Origin of the sequence: Arcobacter cryaerophilus gv. crypticus (assembly GCF_002993025.1) — a bacterium.
Classification (GTDB): Bacteria; Campylobacterota; Campylobacteria; order Campylobacterales; family Arcobacteraceae; genus Aliarcobacter; species Aliarcobacter cryaerophilus_B.
The window spans coordinates 322780-347500 of sequence record NZ_NXGI01000002.1 but is presented as its reverse complement, the minus strand read 5'-3'; the positions used below and the strand labels follow the sequence as shown (position 1 = coordinate 347500).

Below are 24721 nucleotides of genomic sequence, written 5' to 3'. Positions count from 1 at the left end.
TCAATTAATCAAAAAAAGATAGACTATAAAATTATTTAAAAGGAAAGAATATGAATAAATTTACAAAACTATTAGTTTTAAGCTCAATAGCAAGTGCAACTCTATTTGCAAATGATAACCTAGTGATTGATTTTGAGAAAAAGAGATTATCACAAAATCCAAATGTTAAAGCAAATAATATAAAAATTTTTTATAAAAAAGAGCTTGAAGTAAAAGGTTGGTATGGCTACATTTTGGATTTTGATGCAGTAATTCAAGATAAAAACATGAAAGTTAAAGATACTTTATTTAGTGATGGAAAAGTTGTAGCAACAGATTTATTCGATATAAAAACATCAAAATCACTTAAATCTACTATCGCTCCAAATATAACAGATAAATACTATCAAAAATCAAAACTAATAGCTGGAAGTGAAAAAGCAAAAGATAAAATTGTTATTTTTTCAGATCCTCTTTGCCCATTTTGTGCACAATATGTTCCAGAAGTTATTGAATTTGTAAATAAAAATAGCGATAATATTGCACTTTATTACTACGCTTTTCCACTAACTCATATACACCCAGCATCTACAACTTTATCTAAATTGATTGACATAGCAAAAACAAAATTAGGACAAGAAGTAGTTTTAAAAGCATATAAAATTGACTGGACAAAACATTTTGCACCATCAACAACAGATGAAAAAACTATTTTAGAAGCATTCAATAAAGAGTTACAAACAAATATTAAAATTCAAGATTTAAATAAAAAAGAGATAGTTAGTAATCTTGAAAAAGAGATAGCATCTGGTGATGATCTTTTAGTTTCTGGAACTCCTACTATATATATTAATGGTGAGATTGACCCAACTAAAGAATTATATAAATCTTTAATAAAAAAATAGAAAGAGGAAATGATGGATAAACTTGTAATTGCAACTAGAAGAAGCCAGCTAGCACTTTGGCAAAGTGAGTATATAAAAGCAGAGCTTTTAAAACACTACCCAAATATGGAAGTCGAACTTCAAGAGTTTACTACAAAAGGTGACAAGATTTTAGATGTTCCTTTGGCAAAAATTGGTGGAAAAGGTCTTTTTACAAAAGAGCTTGAAGTTGCAATGCTTGAAGGAACTGCACATTTGGCTGTTCACTCACTAAAAGATGTTCCAACACAGTTTGAAGATGGTTTAGTTCTTGCTGCTGTTTCAAAAAGATTTAATCCTCAAGATGCACTTTTAAGTAACAAATACAAAACAATTGAAGATTTACCAAAAGGTGCTGTTGTTGGAACTACAAGTTTAAGAAGAAGAATGGCTATAAAGATGTTAAGACCTGATATTGAACTTAAAGATTTAAGAGGAAATATCAATACAAGAATAGCAAAACTAAATGCTGGTGAGTATGATGCAATAATACTTGCAGCAACTGGAATTGAGAAGTTAAATTTGCAAAATGAGGTTACATATTTCACTCCTATTTCAACAGATGTTATGATTCCATCTATGGGACAAGCGACTTTGGGAATTGAGACAACAAATGACCCAAAAATTATTGAAATTGTAAAAGTTTTAAATGATAAAAATGCGCAAATTGAGTCAACAATTGAAAGAGGATTTGTAGATGCACTTCAAGGTGGTTGTCAAGTTCCAATTGGTGTAAAAGCAACAATTCAAGATGACAAAAGTGTAAAAATATCTGCAATAGTTGGACTTCCTGATGGAACTGAATATATAAAAGATGAAAAAATCATAGATATAAACTCTTTTGAGAGTGCTGGAAGAGATTTTGCAAATGAGTTTATAAAAAAAGGTGCAGTTGAGCTTCTAAAAAGAGCTGAAGCTATGGCATTTAAATAACAATTTCTATGATTTAAAAGCTAGTTTCTAGCTACACTGTTTTGATATATTTCTTTTTCAAGGCTTTATTCTTAAAGCCCTTTAGAGTTTTCTCAAAGAGAGTTCTAAAGAACAAGCTACTTTTAGGAACTTTTTATAAGTTCTGTTAAAAAGTAGTTATTAAATGAACGGTTCCTTTAAAATGGGAACCATTTAAAAGGATAAAATATGAGAATAAAACTAGAAGATACACTTTTTTGTTTAGTTGATGTTCAAGAGAGACTTTTTCCACATATTGGAAATAAAGATGAGCTTTTAAGAACTCTTCCAATACTTGTAAAAGGTATGAAAACTTTAGATGTTCCTATTATTGTAAATGAACAGTATAAAAAAGGAATAGGTGAAACTATAGAGCCTTTAAAAGAGCTTATAAGTGAATATGAAGCCTATGAAAAAACTACGTTTTCAGCTTGTCAAAATAGCGATATTTTAAATGCTTTTAAACAAAGTGGCAAAAAAAATATAGTTGTTGCTGGAATAGAGACTCATGTTTGTGTTCTTCAAACTTGTATTGATTTACTTGAAAATGGTTTTAATGTTATTTTAGTAACAAACTGTTGTGGAAGTAGAAGCAAACTTGATCATAAAATGGCAATTAAAAGATTAATTCAAGCAGGTGCTGTTCCTACAACTTATGAATCAATTTTATTTGAACTAACTTTAGATGCAAAAAATCCAAACTTTAAAGCAATATCTTCACTTATAAAATAGTTTAAAATTGGGTTGAAAAACCCTTTTTTAAAAATTCTAGTCTCTATTACAAATTATTTTATAGGAACAATAGCTACAAATAGCTTTATCTTCAGTTTTGCAAAAATTAATCTTATCTTTACTTTGTATTTTTAAATCATCAAAAATTGTTTGTAAAAGTTCTAGTTTTTCATTTAAAACAACTTCTTGCTTCAAAGAGTTTTCAAAAATATCATAATAAAAAGCTTTTATATTTGCAGATTCATACAAATTTTTTATTGCCAAAAAATAAAACTCTAGTTGAAAATCACATGATTTATTATAGGTATTAATTGTATCAATTTTTAAACTTCTTGAAGTTTTATAATCTATTAATTCAAAACCATCTTCAAACTTATCTACTCTATCTATAACTCCAATTAATTCAAATCCATTAAAATTTATAGAGAATTTCTTTTCAATCTCAACTATTTGCCTAGTTTCCAATCTTATTTTGTCATCATCTAAAAGCTTTTTAATATTATGTTTAAAAACCTCTAAATCAAGAATTAAAAAAGGGTTATCACTTTTGTATTTTAAAAAAATCTCATCTATATTTGAATTTTCATTTTTATAATACTCTTCGAGAATACTATGTACTATATTACCTAGCTCAAAACTCTTTGGAAGCTTTGAAAGTGTATGCTCTTTTAGTTTTAAAATATAATTTAAATACCACTTTCTTTTACACTCTAAAAACATTTTTAATCCACTTGCTGACCAAGATTGTTTTTCCAAATCAATATTTAACAAAATCTCTTCATCTTTGTATTCAAGCTTTCTGTTATTATATAAAATACCTTTATATTCTTCATCATTTGCTGAAATTTTTATATCAGGAAATAACTCATAAGCAAACTTTGAAATATCATCTTCTTTTGATTCAACATAAGAGATAAATATATTCTTTGAAGAATCAATCAATCTTTTATAATAGTATTTTTGAAGATTCTCTCTATCGATTTTTGTTGGTAAATTTGCTAAATATTTGACTTTTGTAGATAGAAATTTATCTTTTAATGAAATTTTTGGAATAAATGAATTATTAAAATCACAAATAATAATAGCATCAAAATCTATAAGCCGTGTTTCAAGAAGTCCCATAACTGTTATTTTTCCAGAATGTGCATCATCTAAAGATATTTTTGATAATTTTTGAAGAAAAATTTTATAAATATCTTTTAGTCTCAAATCAAAATTTTGTGAAAAAAGTACAAAATTCAACTTATATATCATCTCATCATATTTTTCCAACAGTTCAATATTTTGCTCATTATTTTTCAAAAAATCTGTTATTTGTATAAATTTCTCCTTTTTACAAAGTTTATTCCAAAAATGTTTAATCTCTTTTTCTATAAATTCAAAATCCAAATCCAAAAACTTTAGATTTTCTATATTTTTTATCTCATTTTCTAATATAAAATTATATATTCCATTTGCTTTTTGATATATATTTTTATTTACAATACTCTTTCCCATAGCAAAGTTAAAATAATTTTCTTTGTCAAAAAGCTCTAAAGCTGTAGCAAAACTCTCATCAGGCAATATTACTGCAATTTTATTTGGATTTATACCAAAATTAACACAATTAACTATTGATGATTTTATATATGAAATTTGATTCAATCTTGAAGAAAAACCTTTGATTTCGATATTTCTACTAACTTCTTTTGATAATATTTCGTTTATTATCTCTTTTTTTGAAAGATTAATTGTATAAATATGATCTATTTTTAGTTCAAAATCTATATTTTTAAATACTTGAAGAGACTTTTGATTATAAATATTTGAAGAGAAGTTTATCTTTAAATCTTTAACTTGAGATATTTCTAGAATAATTTCAAACTCTTGTTTAGTAAAATATCCTTCAAAATATATTGTAATATCTTCAAAAAGTTCTAAATAATAAAGATTTATCCTATAATTATCTTTTAAATTTAATCTATCAACAAACAAATTTTTATCTAAAAGTTCTTTATAATTTTTTAAAACTTCACCTAATATTGCTAAATGCTCACTATAAAACTCGTAAGTATCTTTTGTTTTAATATCATTTATATCAATACCTTCACTTGATATTTCTAAAAAAAATCTATATATATATTCGCTTTGAGTTAAAAATTTTGTAAAACTAGAACTAATTCCTAGTTTTTTAATATCAATATCTTTTATAGCTTCACTTAAAAGAAGTATTCTTTGCTCTTCATCACAATATATTTTATTTTCAAAGTATATAGATTTTTTTAAAAAATCATCAATTGTAAGGCAAGTTGGCAAAAGAGTATTTAGAGACTTTTTTGTCTCTAAATAGTTTCTAATTGCCCTTTGCGTAGGAAAAATAATAAGTTTTTTTTTACTTAGCATTTGTTTTTATAAAGATAAATCCTGTCTCATCTTCTACTTTAAAACTTCCTGTTATAATCCAATTTGTCTCTTCACTTAGATTAAAATTTGTAGTATAAATATTTTTATCTTTTGTAAAGTTTTCATCTTTTAGATTTACATTACTATCATCTGACATAGTTTTCGTAATAAGTAAATCAATATTTAAAGGAACTATCTCTTTTGTTATTTTATTTAAAACTAAAATTTTTAAGCTATTTTCTCCAACTTTTAAAACATTTTTATGTTTTGAATATTTTTCAATAACTCTTTGACCATATTTTATATCTTCTGTTGTAAGTGGAAAAATATTTCCATTTAAATCTAATTCTAAACTATATTTTTCTAAAAAATTTATATTTGATGTCATTATAGAGTTATAATTTTCATCTACATATTGGTATTTTTGCATAAAACTTCTATCTTCTACAACAGGGGCTTGCATTGCTTTATATATTGTCCAAATAATCATATAAACAGTAAAAACAAAAATTGCTATAAAATATAGTGGCCAATAATTTCTTTTTTTCATACTATTTTCTCTTTCGTAGAACTGAATAGATATATGCTAAAAGTGCTGAAATCAATACAAAATATATAAATACTCTCCAGATTGTACTAGCGACTCTTCCTTGATTCCCAATATTGCTCTCAAGCTCAATATTTTTTGAATCTGCTAATTTATCAGCTATTCCTGCATATCCATTTAAAACAGAGGCACTTACTTTTGAAGCAACTGTATTTTTATCTTTTGATGCCAGTAAAGGCACGACATAATCATCAAGGATTTCATTTTTATCTATTATTTTTTCTAAACTGTCACTGTAGTATAGATTCACATGAGTATCTTCAAGTGAAATTGTTATTATCACGTAAGGGGTTTCAAGATTTTTTAAAATATCTAATTCATAATTTTTTATATAATCTATTTTATCTTTTGTAGTTATACTTTTATCTAAATTGAAACTAGAAGTTGCATAAACATAAATATTTACACCTGTTTTTGTTTTAACTTCACTACCAATTTCAACAATCTTATTTTTTGCTCTTATATCTATTAAATCATCTTTTAATATAAAATTTTGTGCAAAACCATTTGTATATAAAAAAAGTAGAAGTGAAAAAATCACCCCTACTTTTAAAGAATTAAAATTTCTCATTTAACCAACAAATACTTTTGCTTGGTCAAAAAATGCATAATAAATCGTCATAAGAGCCGAAACCAAAAGCAAAATAGTAATTAATCTGTCCATACTTCACTCCTTATTTACCATTACCAATTAATTGGTAATGTTTGTGGTTATCAGGACTATTTGCTTTTAAAGCATTTAAGTCTTGATTAATTTGATAGGCATTAGAAGCTTCTCTTTGCTGAACTAAAACACCATTAAAAACTAATACTGCAAGAATTGTTAAAAGTAAAACAACAGCTATTAACATTCCTGTTATACCGTGTAATTTAAAAATTCCTCTTTCATTTTCATTCATTTGTGTATTATTTGCCATTACTTATCTCCTAAACTTCTAATATATGAAGCTAAAGCTTTTTCTTGAGTCTCATTTAATCTTTCGTTAAAGCTTGGCATATGACCTAAAAGACCTTTTTTACCTTGTTTTAAAACAGCTGTTACAATAGAATCATCATAAGATTTAATATTTGGACCTACCATTGGCATTCCCTCTCCATTATCACCATGACAAGCTGCACAAGTTGCATAAGCTACTGGTTGTTCTCCTTTAAATCCGTTTGCTACATATGCAGAAACTTCTTTAATATCAACATCTTCGCTAAGCATCATTGGAGGCATTCCACCTGGATATGCTTCAGTTAAATAATTTGAACCATTTCTGATTGTAAACTCAATTTGCTCTTTACTCATTCTTTTTGTTAAATCTTGAGCTTTTCCTGCAATTCCTTCTGCATCAACTCCATGACAAGGAGCACATTGTACTAAAAATATAGATTGTCCCATTGCTTTTAGAGTTTGCTCATTTGGATTTGTCCATTTTTGCTCAAATTTAGCATTAAATTCATTTGTTTCTTCATTCCATTGACCAATTTGAGAAAATCCATTAATTGGATAACCAATTGTGAAATACCAAAACATCCAAATAATTGCACCAATATATGCTATAGCCCAACCTGTTGGAACAGGGTTTTTATACTCACCAATTCCATCCCATTTTTCATCAGCTAGTTCACCACTTGCTGTATCATTCTTCATCTGATTAATATATTTTAAAACAACAAACGTACTAATTGTAAGAATAGCAGTTGCTCCTAAAAATGTTAATGCATTGATATAATCATCACTAATAAAAGCATCACCTGCAACAAAGTAAGTTCCTGCCATTAATGCGATGATAAGAATTATTCCACCTATAACCATAGATTTCATCTTATTTCTCCTTATTACCTATAACTTTTTTAATATCTCTTTCTTCAAGAGGAACAGAAACACTCGAATCATCATGTACAAGCTTTGAATACTTTTCAAAATCTCTTTCACCTCTCTTTTGCCTTCTATACAAGGAAAAAGCATAGGCATAAAATAGTATAAATACTACTAATATCAAAAAGAATTTTGCATAACCTTGAACCGTCATCAGTGTTTCATAATCCATAATGAACCTCTATTTTAAAGAATTTAAATATGCAATTAATGCAACAATTTCAGGAACTTCACCATTTGCAACAGCTTGTTTCACTTTCTCATCTTTCATATCAGCAGCAATAGCTTGTGCTTCTAAAAGAGCAGCAGCTTTTGCTTCTTCCCAAGTTCCCAGTTTTGGCATACCTTCTTGATCATATGGAGTGTTAAATACTGTTTTTACAGTATAAGCTTCCGCATATGCAGTCTCTATGTCAGCAATATTAGTAAAATGATGCTCATATGCAGGCATTATACTACCTGGAACAACTGCTTTTGGATCTCTCATATGGTTTTCATGCCAATCTGTAGTTCTATAGTTTCCAACTCTCATTAAATCAGGTCCAGTTCTTTTTGAACCCCATAAGAATGGTCTATCATAAGCATATTCACCACTTAAAGAGTACATACCATATCTATCAGTTTCTGATTTAAATGGTCTTACCAACTGAGAGTGGCATGCATTACACGAATCTTTAATATAAACATGTCTTCCTGTTAATTCCAACACTGAATATGGCTTTGTGCCAACTGTTGGTCTTGCTTGCTTTGCAAAGTCTGGAATTGCTTCAATTACACCTGCAAATGCAACAAATATAAATACCATTACCGCAAAGAAAAACGGTCTTTGTTCTAACCAATGAAACATTTTTTCCCCTTTCTTAAGCAGCTACTGGAGTTGCATTTACTGGCTCTTTATCAAGAACTCTACCACATCTAATTGTTTTATAGATGTTGTAAGCGAACATAAAGAATCCGATTAAGTACATTAAACCACCAACCGCTCTAATTGTATAGTATGGATGTAACACTGTAACTGTATCAATAAATGAGTAAACTAATGAACCATACTCATCATAAGCTCTCCACATCATACCTTGAGTGATACCTGCAATCCACATAGATGTAAAGTATAAAATAATTCCAACTGTTTGTAGCCAGAATTGTGTCTCCATCAATGATTTTGAATATATCTCTCTTTTAAACATTCTAGGAACCATATGGAATAAGGCAGCCATAATCATAAATACCAACCATCCTAAAACTGCATCATGAACATGTCCTGGAATCCAATCTGTAAAGTGCGCAATAGCATTAACAGATTTAATAGACTGAATTGGTCCTTCAAGTGTTGTTAACATATAGAATGTTGAAGCTAAAACCATAAATTTAATTACAGTATTAGATTGTAACTGATTCCACTCACCTTTCATAGTTAAAAGCATATTAATTGCAGATCCCCATGATGGTAAAATTAAAACAACAGACATAACAGAACCCATAGTTTGCATCCAATCAGGAACAGTACTATAAATTAAATGGTGTCCACCAGCCCATAAATAAACAAATAACAATCCCCAGAATGCTAAGATTGATAATTTATATGAATAAATATTTTGACCTGATTCTTTTGGTAAGAAGTAGTAAATTAATGCAATAATAGGAGTAGTAAATACGAATGCAACAGCATTGTGTCCATACCACCATTGAATAATAGCATCATTTGTACCAGCATACATAGAAACAGAGTGTATCCAAGAACCATATCCACTTACAAGTGCAGTTGGAACTTCCATATTATTGAATAAATAAAGCATTGCAACTGCTATAAATGTAGCAATAAAATACCAAATAGAAATATAAAGTGTTCTTTCTCTTCTAATTCCTATAATTCCAAAAATCGAAATACCCCATAGAACCCAGAAAACAACAACTAGAATATCTAGTGGCCACTCAAGCTCCGCATACTCTTTTGAAGTTGTAATACCCATAAATAGAGTAACAACAGCTAATAGAATTGTTATAAAATATACCCAAAAATGAAGTTTTGCAACTACCATTAAAAAAGGTGACTCTTTTAATGAAACTTTTAAAACCCTTTGTGATATATAATACCAACCAGCAAAAACCCCACTCAGTGTAAATCCAAAAGCAACACCATTTGTGTGCAATGGTCTTAATCTACTGAAAGTACCATACTCTCCTGCTAAATAATTTAGCTCTGGAAAAGCCAATTGAAAAGCAAGCACAACACCTATTGTCATACCAATGATACCAAACAAGATTGTTGTAAATGTAAAACACTTAGCAACAGAGTAGTCATACTCAATTTGTGCACTGTTTTGCATCAATTTCCTCCTACAAAATTTATATACAAGTCACAAAAAGTCACTTATTAGCCAAAATAGTATCGAAGAAAAACTTAAACTAAACAAAAAAATTAACAATAAATTAACAAATTAGCTTTATTTATAAGGATTCATTAAAATAAAATCAAGATAAAAATTATCTTATTTATAAGATTTTATAGCCTGTTCACTCTCTCTTTTTAGAGTTTTTTCTTTTAAAACTTCTCTTTTATCATGTAGTTTTCTACCTTCAGCAGTTGCAACTTCAACTTTTACCATATTTTTGTTATTAAAATATAATTTTGTACAAACTAGCGTTATTCCATCTTTTGTTACTTTTGAGTACATTTTTGCTATTTGTTTTGAGTGTAAAAGTAGTTTTCTTGATCTTCTTTCATCTGGTCTATATGTGCTATGAGTTGTGCTTAAATGTGATATATGTGCATTTAAAAGAAAAACTTCTCCCTTAATTATTCTCACAAAGCTATCTTTTAAGTTTACTCTTCCTTCTCGTATAGCTTTTACTTCACTTCCTTCAAGCACAATTCCAGCTTCAAGGCTATCTAAAATTGTGAAATCATGAAATGCTTTTTTATTTTTAAATACTAAATTCTTTTTTAATTCTTTTTTTGCCACATAATTTCCTTATAAAATTTTAAAAAATGAGCTTCCACTTCCACTAAAAAACCAATTGTCTTTTTCGAATTTTTTTAAATCTTGGTTTAAATCCAAAGCTGAAAAATATAAATCATTTGCTTCATTTATACTAAATTTTTTTAAAATATCTTTTGAATTTGTAGCAAAAAGCTCTTTAACTTCATCTTTATCTCTTTTTATATCAGCCTCTTTATAAAACTTTTTCCTAAAATTTTTATATATTTTTGCTGTATCACAAGGAATTTTTGGAGTAATAACTTCAATATTAAGTGACTCTTCCTTGAACTCTTCAACAATTTCACCAATTCCACTAACATTTGCACTATCAAAATCATATACAAAAAAAGGTACATCAGCTCCAATGTTTGATCCAATTTTTGCCAATTCTTCTTTGCTTAAATTCAAATTACAAGCTTGATTTACCATATTTAAAAAGCTTGCACAATTTGAACTTCCACCACCAAGTCCTGCAAATTCTGGAATATTTTTATCTATTTTTACAATATTTTTTTTAAAAAACTCTTTTACACAATCAAATTTTTCAAGTTCTTTATAAGCTTTATAAACTGTATTTTTTTCCAATAAACATGAAAAATTTCCCTCAATTGAAAAATTATCAACATCTTTTTGTACAAAACTAATAGTATCAAAAAGATTTTTTACTCTTACAAATCTTGAAGCTATTAGATGATAATTATCTCTTAATCCAACAATTTTTAAAAAGATATTTACCTTTGCATATGATTTTTTAGTCATTTGTTGCCTTTATTTTTGGAACTTTATTTAATAAATATTTAACTTCATCACCTATTATTTCTATGATAGAAAAAAATGTATCAACTTCTATTATATATTTTCCATCTATTTTTATACTCAAATAATCTTTTGAAATTCGTTTACCAACTTCTAACCACTCTTTTGTTCCAGTATAGTTATTTTTTGGTAAATCTATAAAATCAAGCGGATTTAACTCTTTATGATTTTCAAAATAAAATTTTCCCTCATTAACTCTTTCAAGATAACTCAAAGTTCCAACGCAGGCTATATTTTTTAAAAATATTTGTGCTAAAGATCGAATGTATGTGCCTTCACTAACTTTTACTTCAAAACTTACAAAAGGATGATTGTATCTAATGAATTTTATATCAAATACTTTCATAATTGAACTTTTTAGCTCAAATTCCAATCCTTCTCTAGCAATCTCATAAGCTTTTTGTCCATTTACTCTTTTAGCTGAAAATTTCGGAGGAATATACTCTATTTCACCTTTTAATTTTTCAATCTCTTTTTTTATAAAATCAGTATCAAGTTTTTCTTGAAATCCTATATTCTGGATTCTCTCAATATCCAAAGATTCAGAACTAACTCCAAGCCAAACGACAGCTTTATAAACTTTTGGAGTTTTTTCTAAATATTTAAAAAGCTTTGTATATTGTCCAAATGCAACAATCAAACAACCTTTTGCAAAAGGATCAAGAGTTCCGCTAAATCCAGCTTTTTTATTTTTATAAGCTTTTTTAAATCTATTTAAATAAAAATTTGAACTAATAAACATAGGTTTATTTACAACAAAAAGCTTGTTTATTTCACCTTTTTCATAAACTCTTTTTTGCAAACTTTACCTCTAGTTTTTCTCTACAAAAGATGACAAAATATCTCTTTTTTGTCCACCAAAATTTATAGTAAGCTTATAATCTTTTCCAGCATTAACAGCTTTTTCAACTCTTCCTTGCCCAAAAATCTTGTGACTTACCATATCACCTTTTTTAAATCCAGAGCTTTTTTCAATAACTAAACTTCCTTTTAATAAAGCACTTTCAACCAAAAATCTACTTTTATTTAATTGAGTTCTTTTCCCTTTATAAAATCTTGAATGTACAAAAGATAGAGTTAAGTTATCCATAGCTCTTGTAAATGCAACATATCCTAATCTTCTTTCTTCTTCTAAATCTGTACTATCCCCGATAATTGGGAAAAATCCCTCTTCAAGCCCAATAATAAAAAGATGTTTAAACTCTAAACCTTTTGAAGCATGAATACTCATCATGGAAATAGCATCATTACTATATTCATCATTTTGATTTTCTAATGCAATTTCATTTAAAAAATCTTTTAAATCTAAATGTGGATTTTGAATAAAATAATCTCTAATATATCCATAAAACTCATCAATATTTGCTTGTCTTTCAAAACCATCTGGAAGATTATCATAAGAGGCTCGATAATCAAAAGTCTCTTCAAAACTATCTAAAAGTCTCATTCTTGACTGAATCATAAGTTCTCTCAAATCTAAAATAGATGCTTCAAAAACTTTTATAGTTCTTGCATTTTTCTTACCAACAATTGCACTTAATTCATCAGCATTTAACTTTTGAATCATATCAAAAATAGAACTATTTAACTCATTTGCTTTCTCTTCAAGTTTATCAATAGTAGTTGCACCTATTCCTCTTTTTGGTTTGTTTATAACTCTTTTTATAGAAAAATTATCGCTTAAGTTTGTTAAAATTCTAAAATAAGCTATTAAATCTTTTATCTCTGTTCTTTCGTAAAATTTCATTCCACCAACAAGTTTATAATTAAGTCCTGCTTTATTAAATCCCTCTTCTAAAGAACGGCTAAGAGCATTTACTCTAAATAAAATTGCAATATCTTTAGCTTTTTCATCTGTTTGTAACAATTTTTTTATATCATCAACAAGCTTTCTTGTCTCTTCATTTTCATCGTGAGATTCATAAACTTTTATAGAACTACCTTTGTCTTTTGTACCTACAAGTTTTTTGCCTAACCTATCTCTGTTATGCTCAATTAAAGCGTTTGCATGGTATAAAATAGTATCTGTTGATCTATAATTTTCTTCAAGTTTAACAATAGTTGCTCTTTCGAAATGTTCATTAAAATTCAAAATATTTTTAATTGTAGCACCTCTCCAGCCATAAATACTTTGATCATCATCTCCAACTACACAAAGATTATCATGGTTTGAGCAAAGAAGTCGCAAGAGTCTATATTGAAGTTCATTTGTATCTTGGTACTCATCTACCATAATATATTGATACTTTTGGCTTGTTGATTCTGCTAATTTTTGATTATCTTTTAAAATCTTATAAGGTAAAAGAAGTAAATCATCAAAATCTACAAGATTATTTTTCAATAAATGCTCTTCATATTTTTCATAAATATCTGCAATTTCACTATAAAGTTTCCCTTGTGCTTGTGCTTTTACTTCACTTGGAGTCATAATTGAGTTTTTATATTTTGATACTTCACTTCCTAAAAGCGCAGTTGGTATCTCTTTATTTATTGATTTTAAAACTCTTCTTTTGTCATCACTATCTATTATTATAAAATTATTCTTTCTATTTAATTCACTTATATAAAACTTCAAAAAAAGAAGTCCAAATTTGTGAAATGTACATAAAAGTGGAGGTGTATTTAAACTGCTTGTATCTAAAAGAGAGAAAGCTCTATTTCGCATCTCATTTGCAGCTTTATTTGTAAATGTAAGAGTTAAAATACTTTTAGGATCTATTCCAATAGAGATTAAATATGCTAATCTAGTAGTAATTGTTTTTGTTTTTCCACTTCCAGCACCTGCTAAGATAAGTAAAGGACCATCTATATGTTGCGCAGCACTTTTTTGTGAATCGTTTAGTGATATTAATAAATTTTCAGACATTTTTTCTCCAATAAAGCTAGATTATATCATAAAATTTATAAAAATATTATATCTCTTAATTATTCTATATATAAATAAATGTTATCATTTTGATAATTTATTTTTGGAGAATTTAATGCTCAATGATTTTGCTAAACTAGAGACTTTTTTAACAGTTGTACGAGAGAAGTCTTTTTCAAAGGCATCTGCTAAACTAGGTATTTCTCAACCAGCTGTTACTCAACAAATGAAGTTTATAGAAGATTACCTAGATGTTCAAATTGTTGATAGAAAAAAAAATGGTATTAAACTCACAAAAGAGGGGCAAATTCTTCATGGAATTGCTTTAAAAATCGAAAAATGTGTTAATAATGCCGAAAAAGAACTTTTAAAAATAATGAATAAAAAAACAACTTTTATTTTTGGTGCTAGTTTTATAATAGGAAATTATATTCTTCCTAGATTTTTAAATAATCTAAAAGAGAATATTCACAATGATGTATCAATTAATGTATCTGTTTCACATGAAGCCATAGAAGACTTACTAGATAAAAAAATCGATATTGCGCTTGTTGAAAACTATATCTCAAATGATGAGATTATTTATAGAGAGTGGATGGAAGATGAAATAGTAATATTCTCAAACCAAAAACTTCCTACAAGAGCAAAACCTGAAGATTTGTTATCTTATAAATGGATTTGTAGAAATCCTGAGTCAAATACAGGGTCAATTTTTAAAGAGTGTCTTGAAAAAGCTAACTATCCTGATTGTGATACATTTGAAGTTACAAGTGAAGTTACAAGTGCTACAACTATTGTTCAAACTGTTTTACACTCTGATAAAAATTCAACTCCAGCTGTTTCTATTGTTTCAAGAAATGCTATTGAATCATTGCTTAAATCGGGTGCTTTATTTGAATCAAGAATTGGCAATCAAAAAATGCTAAGAAAACTATACATTGCATATAGAAAAGATAGAAAACATGATGCTTTTATAGAAAATGTTGTGAATTATTTATTACAAATCAAATAAATATTAATAAATAAACCCTTTTTTTTCCAGAGCAATTCTTATATTTTTCATCTGTTGGTGTTTATTTTTACACCAAAAAGGTGATAAAAGTGTATCATCATCTATTCCTGCTGTTACTCTTTGAACTGAAATATTTGGTGGTAAATTTATAATTGATTTTACAACTGTATCAATATAAAGTTCTTCACTTATTGGGGTAAATCTTCCTTTTTTAAACTCATTTGTAAGAAGTGTATTTTTTACAACATAAAGTGGGTGAAATTTAATACTATCAACTTTCAAATCAATTGTTTGTTTAAATGTCTCTAGCATCATTTCTTGGTTCTCATCTGGTAAACCATAAATTAAATGTCCACAAACATTTAAGCCTTTATCTTTTGTTCTTTTTATCCAATATCTCATATTTTCAACATCATCTGCTCGATTTATTTTATCTAGTGTAGTTTGAAAAAAACTTTGAATTCCATACTCTATCCAAATCTCTTTTTCTTTAGATTTTTCATACAAATAATCTAAAATCTCATCTGTTACACAATCTGTTCTTGTACCAATACTAAGTCCTATAACATCATCAAAACTAAGAGCTTTTTCATATAAAGATTTTAAAGTTGAAAGTGGAGCATAAGTATTTGTAAAAGATTGAAAATATACTATAAATTTTTTTGCTTTAAATTTATTTTCTAATCTTTTTTTTGTTGCAATAAACTGCATTTCAAGTTGTTTTAGCTGGTTTTCTAAAAATGGATTATGTTCTATATTTGGATTTAATTTAAACTTAGATTTTTTCTCTTGTAAATTTGGGCTGAATGAGTCATTTTCACAAAAAGAGCAGCCTCCCTTTGCTTTTGTTCCATCTATATTTGGGCATGTAAAACCTGATATAGATATTGGAATCTTATAAACTTTTTCGCCAAACTTTTTTTTGAAGTATCGACCAATAGTCAATACCTCTTTAAAATCTTTTCTCATTATGCTTTTACGAAATAGTCTCCATCAAAACTTTCAAGTGCATAGTGCCTATCATCTCCTATTGCACTTACTAAATCATCTATTGAAAGATACTCTAAACTGTCAGCTTCTATATATTTACAAACTTCTTCTTTAGTCATTTGAGTTGATATTAACTCCTCTTTTGTAGGAGTATCTATTCCATAAAAACAAGGAAATTTTATCTCTGGACTTGCAACTCTAAAATGAACCTCTTTTGCACCTGCTTCTTTTAACATTTTAACTATTCTTTTCGAAGTTGTTCCTCTTACAATTGAATCATCAATTACAAGTAAAGATTTTCCAGCAATAATTGAACTCATAGGACTTAGTTTCATTTTAACTTTTAAGTTTCTCATCTCTTGAGTTGGTTCTATAAATGTTCTTCCAATATAGTGGTTTCTAATAATCCCATATTTAAAAGGAATACCACTAGCTGCTGCATAACCAAGAGCTGCTGGAACTCCACTATCTGGAACAGGAACAACCATATCATATTTTATTTTGCTATTTGCATCATTTTTTGCTAGTGCTTTACCCATATTTTCTCTTATTGTATATACATTTTTACCATCAATTACAGAATCTGGTCTTGCAAAATATACATATTCAAACGCACATGGTCTAAATTCTGGTTCAAAAAGTTGAACAGATTCAATATCATCTTCTTCACTAAATATTAACATCTCACCAGGTCTTACGTCTCTAATAAATTCAGCTCCAACCAAGTCAAAAGCACAAGTTTCACTAGCAACTATATATCCACCACTTTTTAATTTTCCTAAAGACAGAGGTCTAATTCCATATCTATCTCGTATTACAAACTGTTTACTTCTACTTTGAACAATAAAGCAATATGCTCCAATAGTTCTATTTAAAGCTTCAATAATTCTATCTTTTAAATGATCTTTTGTATTTTTTGCTATTAGATGAATTAAATTTTCAGTATCCATTCCTGTTTGAAATATTGCACCTTTATCAATTAAATCTTGTCTAACTTCATCTTTATTTATAAGATTACCATTGTGAACGATTGATATTTGACCTAATTTATATTTTGCATAAACAGGTTGAGCATCTAAAACAGAATCACTTCCAGCTGTTGCATAACGATTATGTCCAATTGCCATATTCCCTTTTAAGTAAGTTAAAGCCTCTTCATTAAATACTTCAGAAACCAAACCTCTATCTTTTTTTGTATATATTTTTCCATCACATGATGATGAAATTCCAGTTGCTTCTTGACCTCTGTGCTGCATAGCAAAAAGAGCTATTGAGGCTAATCTTGCAGCATTTTCATTTCCGTAAATTCCTACTATTGCACACATTGTTGATTTCCTTATTATAGCCCTAAAGCATCATTGATTGAATAAAGATTTGCATCTTTTTTTACAAGCCATTTTGCAACTTTTATTGCACCTTTTGAAAAAGTATTTCTTGCAGTTGCTGTATGATTAAGCTCTAAAAATTCTCCATCATTATATAAACCAACTGTGTGTCTTCCAACTATATCTCCACCTCTTAAAGCCATAACCGCAATTTCATCCTTAGTTCTAGCTCCAATTTGTCCATCACGACCTGAAACTCTTACACTATCAAGATCTAAATCTCTTGCACTTGCTGCATGTTCAGCCAAAGTTAGTGCAGTTCCTGAAGGTGCATCTACTTTATGCTTATGGTGCTGTTCAACAATTTCAATATCAAAATCTCTTAATGTTTTAGAAGCAAGAGCTACAAGTTTATTTAAAACTGCAACTCCTAAACTCATATTTGTAGCGTATAAAATAGGTACAAGCTTGCTTGCTTCAAGAAGTAAGTTTTGCTGATGTTTACTCAATCCAGTAGTTGCAATTACTAGCGCTTTTCTTTTTCCACCCTCAACAACTGCAGTTAAAAGCTCTTCAGTTGCAACTGGACTTGAGAAATCAATAATTACATCACTTTCATCAAATAAAATATTTATATCATTTGTTACAATCGCATCAGGTGGTAAAACTTTTTCTATTTTATCAAAAACATGAACACAAGAAACTTTTGCCTCTGTATCATTTTTTAAATCATCTATTAGTAAACTTCCAACTCTTCCAGAACTACCCAAAATACCTATTTTAACCATCTATTTATCCTAAATATTCAATTATATCAACTGCTGCTGTTGCACCATCTGCTGCTGCACAAACAACTTGTTTTGCTGCATCAATTCTAATATCTCCAGCTGCCCAAAGTCCTTTTGTAGTTGTTTTCATTTTTAAATCAACAACAACTTCTCCACTTTCAATTACATCACATAAAAAAGTTCCATCAGCTTGTTTTAGTGGTGCATTTAATACATTTCTTCCAACAAAAACAAAAACTCCAGGAGTTGGTAAATCTCTTATTTCACCTGATTTATTGCATTTTACTTTAAGACCTAAAACTCCACTGTTATCACCATAAACTTCTTCAACTCCTACATTTGTAACTTCTTCAATATTTTCAGCATTTTTTATGTGAGCTATTGTACTAGGAGCTGCTCTATATGTATCACGTCTGTGTACTAAATATACTTTCTTACACATTTTTGATAAATAGTAAGCCTCTTCTAAAGCTGAATCTCCACCACCAATAACTGCAACTTCTTTTCCTCTATAGAAAAATCCATCACAAGTTGCACAAGTAGAAACTCCTCTTCCAAAAAATTCATTTTCACCTTTAAATCCAGCACGTCTAGGAACTGAACCTGTTGCCATCAAAACAGCTTTTGCTTCAAATTCTCTGTTGTCATTTGTTAAAATTTTAAATGTATCGCCATTTTTAGTAATATTTTCAACTTGTGCCATTTCATGTTTTAAACCAAATTTTTGACACTGTTCTGGCCAAGATGCCATTAAATCCATACCCGTCATAACTTCGCCTTGACCTGGATAATTTTCTATCTCACTCGAACCTGTAATTTGACCACCTGGCATTCCCATTTCAAACATTACAACATTTGCCAAACCACCTCTTGTAGCATACAAACCTGCTGTAAGTCCAGCTGGTCCTCCACCAATAATTGCTAAATCTAACATCTTAAGTCCTTATTTTTTCTAAATATATATTTCACCATAACTCTTTTAAAATAGAATGGTACTAAAAAATTTTGTAAGCTAATATAAAAGTGCAAACAAAACTAAGGAAAAATTTTATCATTTAATATTTTATATCTATCTTAAATAAGTTCAAAATTAAAAAAAGGAAGATGAAAATCACCTTCCTTTAAACCTTTTAAAATTTTAATTCAAATTATATTAAAGAGTTTATTTTATCTGTTAAAGCTTGTTTTGATGTAGCACCGATTAGTTGATCAACAACTTCTCCATTTTTCATGAAAATAATTGTAGGAATTGATCTAATTCCATATTTTACTGCTAAATCTTGCTCTTCATCTGTATTTACTTTACAAATATTTGCTTTTCCTTCAAAATCTCCTGCTAACTCTTCAATAACTGGAGCAATCATTCTACAAGGACCACACCAAGGAGCCCAAAAATCTACTAAAGATACACCTTCTTTTGTTGTTGCATCAAAATTTGCTGATGTTAATTCAATATATTTACCCATTTTTTATCCTTATTATTATTTTCTTAAACCTTATTTGAACTTTTTCTTGTATATCTACAATTAAAGTTCAAAGATTTTACCTATAAAAACCTTAAATTTTGTTTTATTTTTAACATTTTTTACTAATCCTACTAATCAAGAGTAAATAATATTTTTGATAAAATGTAGAAAAATTTTATAGATGGAAAATAGTATAATGGATATCAGAAAAGAGTATTTAGAGTTTTTTAAGAGTAAAGGTCATGAAATAATATCTTCAATGCCTTTGGTACCAGATGACCCAACTTTGATGTTTACAAATGCAGGAATGGTTCAGTTTAAAGATATTTTCACAGGTAGCATACCAGCTCCAAAAAATCCTCGAGCAACATCATGTCAACTTTGTGTTAGAGCTGGTGGAAAGCATAATGATTTAGAAAATGTAGGTTATACAGCACGTCATCATACACTTTTTGAAATGCTTGGAAACTTCTCTTTTGGTAATTATTTTAAAGAAGAAGCTATTGCTTATGCTTGGGAATTTATTACTAAAAATATTGCCTTACCAAAAGATAAACTTTGGGTTACAGTACATGAAAGCGATGATGAAGCATTTGAAATTTGGACAAAACATATAGATTCTTCAAGAATTTTAAGATTTGGAGATAAAGATAATTTTTGGTCAATGGGTGATACAGGAGCTTGTGGTCCTTGTAGTGAGATTTTTTATGACCAAGGAGAAGAGCATTTCAACACTCCTGAAGATAAAATGGGTGGAGATGGTGATAGATTTTTAGAGATTTGGAATCTTGTATTTATGCAGTATGAAAGAACAAAAGATGGAAAACTAGTTCCTCTTCCAAAACCATCTATTGATACTGGAATGGGATTAGAGCGAGTTATTGCAATAAAAGAGGGAGTATTTAACAATTTTGATTCTTCAAACTTCAAACCAATAATTGAAGCTTTAGAAAAAGTTGCAAATAAAAAAGCTACTAAAGAAAATATTGGATCATATAGAGTTATTGCAGATCACTTAAGAGCAACATCATTTATGCTATCGCAAGGAATTTTATTTGGAAATGAAGGTCGTCCTTATGTTCTAAGAAGAATTTTAAGACGTGCTATTAGACATGGATATTTAATAGGTCTTAGAAAACCATTTATGGCACAACTTGTAGATACATTAGTTGATATTATGGGTGGGCATTATGTTGAATTAAAAGAGAATGCAAACTATATAAAAGAGCAATTAACACTTGAAGAAGAGAGATTTTTCAAAACAATTTCTGCTGGAATTACACTATTTAATGATGAATTAGAAAATACAAAAAATATTTTTAGTGGAGAAGTTGCATTTAAACTATATGATACTTACGGATTTCCTCTTGATTTAACGGAAGATATGCTAAAAGATAAAGGTCTAAAAGTAGATATAGATAAGTTTGAAGAGCTTATGACAAATCAAAAAACTATGGCAAAAGCTGCTTGGAAAGGTAGTGGAGATAGTTCAAATGATGGTGATTTTAAAACTTTACTTGAGAAATATGGTTTAAATGAATTTGTAGGATATACAAATATTAGTTATAACTCAAAGGTTTTAGCTTTGCTTGATGAGAATTTCAAAGAAGTAAAATCTTTAGAAAATCAAATAGGATGGGTACTTTTAGATAAAACTCCTTTTTATGCAACAAGTGGTGGACAAAATGGAGATATTGGTGCTATAGAGAAAAATGGTAACAATATTATGGTTATTGAAACTTCAAAGTTTCATAATCTAAACCTATCAAAAATTGATGTAAAAAATATAAAACTATCTCAAAATGAAATAGTTGAAGCTGTTGTTGTAAATAGATATGAAATAGCAAAACATCATAGTGCAACTCACTTGCTACAAAGTGCTTTAAAAATGGTTTTAGGAGATAGTGTTTCTCAAGCTGGATCTTTTAACGACTCATCAAAACTAAGATTTGACTTCACATATCCAAAAGCTATGACAAATGAGCAAATAGATGAAGTTGAAGATTTAGTAAACTCTATGATAAATAGAGCTTTAACTGGTTTTGTTGAAGAATTACCACTTGAAGAAGCAAAGAAAAAAGGTGCAATTGCTATGTTTGGAGAGAAATATGGTGATGTTGTAAGAGTTATTAGTTTTGGAGATGTTTCTGTTGAATTTTGTGGGGGAACTCATGTAAAAAATACAGCAGATATTGGAACTTTTTATATCATAAAAGAGTCAGGGGTAAGTGCAGGAATAAGAAGAATAGAAGCTGTAGTAGGAGCAAGTGCATTTAAATATACAAAAGAGCAGATAAACAAACTAAATGAACTTCAAGCTGAGATTAAATCAAATGATTTAATTACTGGGGTTAAAAAACTTAAATCTGAGATAAAAGAGCTTAAAAATCAAATACAAAATGTTCAAAATCAAAATCAAACTCCAATAAACGAAGAGATTATTGGTGATACAAAAGTTGTAGTTTGTGTGATTGAAAATGGAGATTTAAAGAAAATTGTTGATGATATGAAAAATGCAAATGAAAAATTAGCAATTTTACTTTTACAAGCAAAAGATGACAAAGTTTTAATAGTTGCTGGAAGTAAAAATACAAATATTAAAGCTGGTGATTGGATTAAAAATATTGCTCCAATTGTTGGTGGTGGTGGTGGTGGAAGACCCGATTTTGCAACTGCTGGTGGAAAAGATGCAACAAAAATTAAAGAAGCAAAAATTGCTGCTTTAGCTTATGCAAAAGAGAATTTATAAGGATTAAAATTGAGTGAATTATTTAATAATTTTTCAACTTTAATTATTTTTCTTCATGTAATATCTGCTATAGTTTGGATAGGTGGTATGATTGTAATTAGATTTGCAATTCATTACTCTATGCAAAATATAGAAGAGCCAAAGATAAAATTAGGAAGAACTTTAGAAAATCTAAAAAGATTTTTTTCTATGGTTATTCCTTCTACTATTACCCTTTTAATAACTGCCATTATCTTAATTTTAGCTTTAGATTTTAAAGAGACTTCTCTATACAAATTTGTAATTGCTAAAGAGATTATTTGGCTTATTATGACTGCTATTTTTATAGTTATTTATATAAAAAGAAACAAAGCTCAAAAAGATTTTGATAGTGGTGATTTTAAAAGTGCTAAAAATCAACTAAATCCATTGGCAAAATATCTTATTCCTATAAATATATTTTTAGGGATTATTGCTGTTATTTTAGGAATTACTTTAAGAGGGTTTTAATCCTCTTAAAAATATTTTAATCTGCCAAATAGTATTCAATAGTTGAAACTATTCTAATATTTTTTATATGATCACTATTTTTATCACGACTTGCAACTTCAAACTGACCTTGACTAGCTTTTTTGATTTTTCCTAATTTACTATTTGAATCTTGTGCAAACTTTTGTGCAACGGCTCTTGCATTTGAAGTTGCTTCTTCAATCATACTAGGTTTTATTTCATTTAATTTTGTATAAATATACTCTATTTTACTATCATAATCATCTGTTTTAAATAAAACACCTTTTTGAGAAAGTTCTGATAATTTGCTGTTTAATGCTCTAATTTTCTCAACTTCTGTGCTATAAATATTTATAACCTTTGAAGCCAAATATCTCATAGCAAAATCTTGATTTGAGAACTCATTTGCCATCTTATCAACTATTGAAACAGCACCTAAAGTTATATCTTCATCTTTCAAGCCATTTTCTTTTAAAAATTTTATAACTTGATTTGTATCATAATCAATTTTTTGAATCAAAGCTTCTAAATCATTGCTTGTTTGTGTCATTTTTATTGGCATTATTACAACATTTGCTAAAACCTCTTTTTCTGATAAACCTTTTACAACAACTGTTCTATCAAGCTCTTTAAATTTTACAATTCCATTTGCTATAAGAGAACCTAAACCAATTAAACCAAAAAAAAGGAATATTCCTAATATAAATGATGAACCTCTACTTTGCATTTTTACCTCCCGAAATCTGAACTATCTTTTGAAAAATATGAATAAAAGAAATTGAATCTAACCAAACTATTAAAATAGTCTGTATCTAATCTAGGTTTATTTAAATATAAATTTTCATAAGATTTATCATAATTTTTTATCAAATATGTAGAGTAAACTCCACTATAATCTATCATGAATTTATCTTCAAAAACCTTATATTTATTGATTATATTTACATAATATAAATCATTTACCAAATAAGTAGATATTTCAATATTCTCAAACTCTTTCTTCTCAACTACTTTATATGATTTTGCCTTAATTGTATCCATAAATAAAGATACAAAATATCCTCTTGCCATTCCATTCCATTTACATGAGCTGTCTAAGCTAATATATTCTGTAAATATTTTCCCATATTTTATATCATCGCTTAAGCTAATATATGAAAAATTAGCACATCTATCGTATGTATTTTGTTTTTTTATATTTGTAAACTCATTTTGAATCAAATTCGATTTAACCGAACAAGATGTAAAAAATAAAGAAAACAAAATAATATATAAAAATCTGAACATTTACAACTCCTTTTACAATTAAAATTTTACTCTTAAATAGATTTTAATATAATAAAGTATTTTATAAAAAAGAGTATTTATGACATATGAAGAGTGGTTTTTAAACCAAGCAAAATTACACAAAACTATTATGAACAAACTTGAAGACAAATCAGTAGATGAGATAATTGAATATTTTAAATATGAGAATATGAAAAAAAATGAGCCAGATTTTTGCCCTTTATATAACTTAAATAAAAAATGCCATGAGATGGAAGATTTAAACTGCTATTTATGTGCTTGCTCATATTTTAGATTCAATGATAAAGGTTTAAAAGATGTAGATGATAAAATATTGTACTCTTGCTGTAGTATCGATTCAAAAAGTGGTTCAAAATTTGTATCTGAGAACTCTATACATCATGATTGCTCTAACTGTATAATTCCTCATAAAGAAAAGTTTATCAAAAAAAATTTTAATAAAGATTGGCTAGAAATAATGAAAGATGTAAGAGCAGATAAAAATTAAAGTTTT

Annotated in this window: 26 protein-coding genes; 7 read left to right on the top strand and 19 right to left on the bottom strand. The window is 28.1% G+C overall.

The window, feature by feature from the left end:
* Positions 1-50 precede the first annotated feature (50 nt).
* The 3 genes from CJ670_RS02225 (at position 51) to CJ670_RS02215 (ending at position 2585) form a co-directional block, all read left to right on the top strand.
* Positions 51-884 (top strand): thioredoxin domain-containing protein, encoded by an 834-nt coding sequence (locus CJ670_RS02225; protein WP_105911064.1) that lies wholly within the window; start codon positions 51-53, stop codon positions 882-884.
* A gap of 12 nt (positions 885-896) precedes the next feature.
* On the top strand, positions 897-1835 hold the full coding sequence (gene hemC, locus CJ670_RS02220; protein WP_105938696.1) for a hydroxymethylbilane synthase: 939 nt from the start codon (positions 897-899) through the stop codon (positions 1833-1835).
* Between the two features lie 207 nt (positions 1836-2042).
* Positions 2043-2585 (top strand): hydrolase, encoded by a 543-nt coding sequence (locus tag CJ670_RS02215; RefSeq protein WP_105938695.1) that lies wholly within the window; start codon positions 2043-2045, stop codon positions 2583-2585.
* A gap of 36 nt (positions 2586-2621) precedes the next feature.
* Here the strand turns inward: CJ670_RS02215 and CJ670_RS02210 are convergent, their stop codons facing one another.
* The 12 genes from CJ670_RS02210 to CJ670_RS02155 all read right to left on the bottom strand — a co-directional run bounded on the left by CJ670_RS02210 (position 2622) and on the right by CJ670_RS02155 (position 14101).
* Positions 2622-4967: a PD-(D/E)XK nuclease family protein gene (locus CJ670_RS02210; protein WP_105938694.1), complete on the bottom strand. Its 2346-nt coding sequence runs from the start codon at positions 4965-4967 to the stop codon at positions 2622-2624.
* Complete coding sequence (locus CJ670_RS02205; protein ID WP_105938693.1) at positions 4957-5517, bottom strand: hypothetical protein; 561 nt, start codon at positions 5515-5517, stop codon at positions 4957-4959. Before CJ670_RS02205 ends, CJ670_RS02210 begins: the two co-directional genes overlap by 11 nt.
* Position 5518: 1 nt before the next feature.
* The gene (locus CJ670_RS02200) at positions 5519-6145 is read right to left on the bottom strand and encodes a hypothetical protein (protein ID WP_105911069.1); all 627 of its coding nucleotides are present in this window, start codon (positions 6143-6145) and stop codon (positions 5519-5521) included.
* A gap of 103 nt (positions 6146-6248) precedes the next feature.
* Complete coding sequence (locus CJ670_RS02195; RefSeq protein WP_105911070.1) at positions 6249-6491, bottom strand: DUF4006 family protein; 243 nt, start codon at positions 6489-6491, stop codon at positions 6249-6251.
* Entirely contained in the window at positions 6491-7384 is an 894-nt protein-coding gene (locus tag CJ670_RS02190; protein ID WP_105911071.1) for a c-type cytochrome, read from the bottom strand. Before CJ670_RS02190 ends, CJ670_RS02195 begins: the two co-directional genes overlap by 1 nt.
* A gap of 1 nt (position 7385) precedes the next feature.
* Positions 7386-7610, bottom strand: coding sequence for a CcoQ/FixQ family Cbb3-type cytochrome c oxidase assembly chaperone (locus CJ670_RS02185; RefSeq protein ID WP_105911072.1), 225 nt, complete (start codon positions 7608-7610; stop codon positions 7386-7388).
* 9 nt (positions 7611-7619) lie between these two features.
* A complete protein-coding gene (gene ccoO, locus CJ670_RS02180) occupies positions 7620-8285 on the bottom strand; it encodes a cytochrome-c oxidase, cbb3-type subunit II (protein ID WP_105911073.1) in 666 nt (221 codons plus the stop codon).
* 13 nt (positions 8286-8298) lie between these two features.
* Positions 8299-9765, bottom strand: coding sequence for a cytochrome-c oxidase, cbb3-type subunit I (gene ccoN / locus CJ670_RS02175; RefSeq protein ID WP_105938692.1), 1467 nt, complete (start codon positions 9763-9765; stop codon positions 8299-8301).
* Positions 9766-9927: 162 nt separating this feature from the next.
* Positions 9928-10401, bottom strand: coding sequence for an SsrA-binding protein SmpB (gene smpB / locus CJ670_RS02170; protein WP_105938691.1), 474 nt, complete (start codon positions 10399-10401; stop codon positions 9928-9930).
* Between the two features lie 9 nt (positions 10402-10410).
* The gene (locus tag CJ670_RS02165; RefSeq protein WP_105938690.1) at positions 10411-11178 is read right to left on the bottom strand and encodes a 4-(cytidine 5'-diphospho)-2-C-methyl-D-erythritol kinase; all 768 of its coding nucleotides are present in this window, start codon (positions 11176-11178) and stop codon (positions 10411-10413) included.
* The gene (gene truB, locus CJ670_RS02160; protein ID WP_105938689.1) at positions 11171-12037 is read right to left on the bottom strand and encodes a tRNA pseudouridine(55) synthase TruB; all 867 of its coding nucleotides are present in this window, start codon (positions 12035-12037) and stop codon (positions 11171-11173) included. Before truB ends, CJ670_RS02165 begins: the two co-directional genes overlap by 8 nt.
* 9 nt (positions 12038-12046) lie before the next feature.
* Positions 12047-14101, bottom strand: coding sequence for an ATP-dependent helicase (locus CJ670_RS02155; RefSeq protein ID WP_105938688.1), 2055 nt, complete (start codon positions 14099-14101; stop codon positions 12047-12049).
* A 115-nt stretch (positions 14102-14216) separates the two neighbouring features.
* Between CJ670_RS02155 and CJ670_RS02150 the strand changes: the two genes are divergently transcribed.
* Positions 14217-15113, top strand: a complete 897-nt coding sequence (locus CJ670_RS02150) for a LysR substrate-binding domain-containing protein (RefSeq protein WP_105911079.1) — start codon at positions 14217-14219, stop codon at positions 15111-15113.
* Between the two features lie 3 nt (positions 15114-15116).
* Here CJ670_RS02150 and mnmL read toward each other — a convergent pair whose 3' ends face one another.
* The 5 genes from mnmL to trxA all read right to left on the bottom strand — a co-directional run bounded on the left by mnmL (position 15117) and on the right by trxA (position 19682).
* Positions 15117-16082: a tRNA modification radical SAM protein MnmL/YtqA gene (mnmL, locus tag CJ670_RS02145; RefSeq protein ID WP_105938687.1), complete on the bottom strand. Its 966-nt coding sequence runs from the start codon at positions 16080-16082 to the stop codon at positions 15117-15119.
* Entirely contained in the window at positions 16082-17428 is a 1347-nt protein-coding gene (purF, locus tag CJ670_RS02140) for an amidophosphoribosyltransferase (protein WP_105911081.1), read from the bottom strand. Before purF ends, mnmL begins: the two co-directional genes overlap by 1 nt.
* Before the next feature lie 14 nt (positions 17429-17442).
* Positions 17443-18216 (bottom strand): 4-hydroxy-tetrahydrodipicolinate reductase, encoded by a 774-nt coding sequence (gene dapB, locus CJ670_RS02135; RefSeq protein ID WP_105938686.1) that lies wholly within the window; start codon positions 18214-18216, stop codon positions 17443-17445.
* A gap of 4 nt (positions 18217-18220) precedes the next feature.
* Positions 18221-19150: an NAD(P)/FAD-dependent oxidoreductase gene (locus CJ670_RS02130; protein ID WP_105938685.1), complete on the bottom strand. Its 930-nt coding sequence runs from the start codon at positions 19148-19150 to the stop codon at positions 18221-18223.
* Between the two features lie 214 nt (positions 19151-19364).
* Positions 19365-19682 carry a thioredoxin gene (trxA, locus tag CJ670_RS02125; protein WP_105911084.1) on the bottom strand — a complete coding sequence of 106 codons (318 nt, stop codon included), beginning with the start codon at positions 19680-19682 and terminating at the stop codon, positions 19365-19367.
* Positions 19683-19878: 196 nt separating this feature from the next.
* Between trxA and alaS the strand changes: the two genes are divergently transcribed.
* Together alaS and CJ670_RS02115 are read left to right on the top strand one after the other, a co-directional pair.
* A complete protein-coding gene (gene alaS / locus CJ670_RS02120; protein WP_105938684.1) occupies positions 19879-22431 on the top strand; it encodes an alanine--tRNA ligase in 2553 nt (850 codons plus the stop codon).
* A 9-nt stretch (positions 22432-22440) separates the two neighbouring features.
* Positions 22441-22920: a hypothetical protein gene (locus CJ670_RS02115; RefSeq protein ID WP_105938683.1), complete on the top strand. Its 480-nt coding sequence runs from the start codon at positions 22441-22443 to the stop codon at positions 22918-22920.
* A 16-nt stretch (positions 22921-22936) separates the two neighbouring features.
* Here the strand turns inward: CJ670_RS02115 and CJ670_RS02110 are convergent, their stop codons facing one another.
* Positions 22937-23647: an SIMPL domain-containing protein gene (locus tag CJ670_RS02110; RefSeq protein WP_105938682.1), complete on the bottom strand. Its 711-nt coding sequence runs from the start codon at positions 23645-23647 to the stop codon at positions 22937-22939.
* A 2-nt stretch (positions 23648-23649) separates the two neighbouring features.
* Positions 23650-24207, bottom strand: a complete 558-nt coding sequence (locus CJ670_RS02105; RefSeq protein WP_105938681.1) for a hypothetical protein — start codon at positions 24205-24207, stop codon at positions 23650-23652.
* Positions 24208-24286: 79 nt separating this feature from the next.
* Between CJ670_RS02105 and CJ670_RS02100 the strand changes: the two genes are divergently transcribed.
* Entirely contained in the window at positions 24287-24715 is a 429-nt protein-coding gene (locus CJ670_RS02100) for a hypothetical protein (RefSeq protein ID WP_105938680.1), read from the top strand.
* Positions 24716-24721 lie beyond the last annotated feature (6 nt).

What these genes read in the sequence shown, in the direction of transcription:
- CJ670_RS02225 (WP_105911064.1), top strand. Translation starts at nt 51, where the DNA reads ATGAATAAATTTACAAAACTATTAGTTTTAAGCTCAATAGCAAGTGCA.
- hemC (WP_105938696.1), top strand. Translation starts at nt 897, where the DNA reads ATGGATAAACTTGTAATTGCAACTAGAAGAAGCCAGCTAGCACTTTGG.
- CJ670_RS02215 (WP_105938695.1), top strand. Translation starts at nt 2,043, where the DNA reads ATGAGAATAAAACTAGAAGATACACTTTTTTGTTTAGTTGATGTTCAA.
- CJ670_RS02210 (WP_105938694.1), bottom strand. Translation starts at nt 4,967, where the DNA reads ATGCTAAGTAAAAAAAAACTTATTATTTTTCCTACGCAAAGGGCAATT.
- CJ670_RS02205 (WP_105938693.1), bottom strand. Translation starts at nt 5,517, where the DNA reads ATGAAAAAAAGAAATTATTGGCCACTATATTTTATAGCAATTTTTGTT.
- CJ670_RS02200 (WP_105911069.1), bottom strand. Translation starts at nt 6,145, where the DNA reads ATGAGAAATTTTAATTCTTTAAAAGTAGGGGTGATTTTTTCACTTCTA.
- CJ670_RS02195 (WP_105911070.1), bottom strand. Translation starts at nt 6,491, where the DNA reads ATGGCAAATAATACACAAATGAATGAAAATGAAAGAGGAATTTTTAAA.
- CJ670_RS02190 (WP_105911071.1), bottom strand. Translation starts at nt 7,384, where the DNA reads ATGAAATCTATGGTTATAGGTGGAATAATTCTTATCATCGCATTAATG.
- CJ670_RS02185 (WP_105911072.1), bottom strand. Translation starts at nt 7,610, where the DNA reads ATGGATTATGAAACACTGATGACGGTTCAAGGTTATGCAAAATTCTTT.
- ccoO (WP_105911073.1), bottom strand. Translation starts at nt 8,285, where the DNA reads ATGTTTCATTGGTTAGAACAAAGACCGTTTTTCTTTGCGGTAATGGTA.
- ccoN (WP_105938692.1), bottom strand. Translation starts at nt 9,765, where the DNA reads ATGCAAAACAGTGCACAAATTGAGTATGACTACTCTGTTGCTAAGTGT.
- CJ670_RS02165 (WP_105938690.1), bottom strand. Translation starts at nt 11,178, where the DNA reads ATGACTAAAAAATCATATGCAAAGGTAAATATCTTTTTAAAAATTGTT.
- CJ670_RS02155 (WP_105938688.1), bottom strand. Translation starts at nt 14,101, where the DNA reads ATGTCTGAAAATTTATTAATATCACTAAACGATTCACAAAAAAGTGCT.
- CJ670_RS02150 (WP_105911079.1), top strand. Translation starts at nt 14,217, where the DNA reads ATGCTCAATGATTTTGCTAAACTAGAGACTTTTTTAACAGTTGTACGA.
- mnmL (WP_105938687.1), bottom strand. Translation starts at nt 16,082, where the DNA reads ATGAGAAAAGATTTTAAAGAGGTATTGACTATTGGTCGATACTTCAAA.
- purF (WP_105911081.1), bottom strand. Translation starts at nt 17,428, where the DNA reads ATGTGTGCAATAGTAGGAATTTACGGAAATGAAAATGCTGCAAGATTA.
- dapB (WP_105938686.1), bottom strand. Translation starts at nt 18,216, where the DNA reads ATGGTTAAAATAGGTATTTTGGGTAGTTCTGGAAGAGTTGGAAGTTTA.
- CJ670_RS02130 (WP_105938685.1), bottom strand. Translation starts at nt 19,150, where the DNA reads ATGTTAGATTTAGCAATTATTGGTGGAGGACCAGCTGGACTTACAGCA.
- trxA (WP_105911084.1), bottom strand. Translation starts at nt 19,682, where the DNA reads ATGGGTAAATATATTGAATTAACATCAGCAAATTTTGATGCAACAACA.
- alaS (WP_105938684.1), top strand. Translation starts at nt 19,879, where the DNA reads ATGGATATCAGAAAAGAGTATTTAGAGTTTTTTAAGAGTAAAGGTCAT.
- CJ670_RS02110 (WP_105938682.1), bottom strand. Translation starts at nt 23,647, where the DNA reads ATGCAAAGTAGAGGTTCATCATTTATATTAGGAATATTCCTTTTTTTT.
- CJ670_RS02105 (WP_105938681.1), bottom strand. Translation starts at nt 24,207, where the DNA reads ATGTTCAGATTTTTATATATTATTTTGTTTTCTTTATTTTTTACATCT.
- CJ670_RS02100 (WP_105938680.1), top strand. Translation starts at nt 24,287, where the DNA reads ATGACATATGAAGAGTGGTTTTTAAACCAAGCAAAATTACACAAAACT.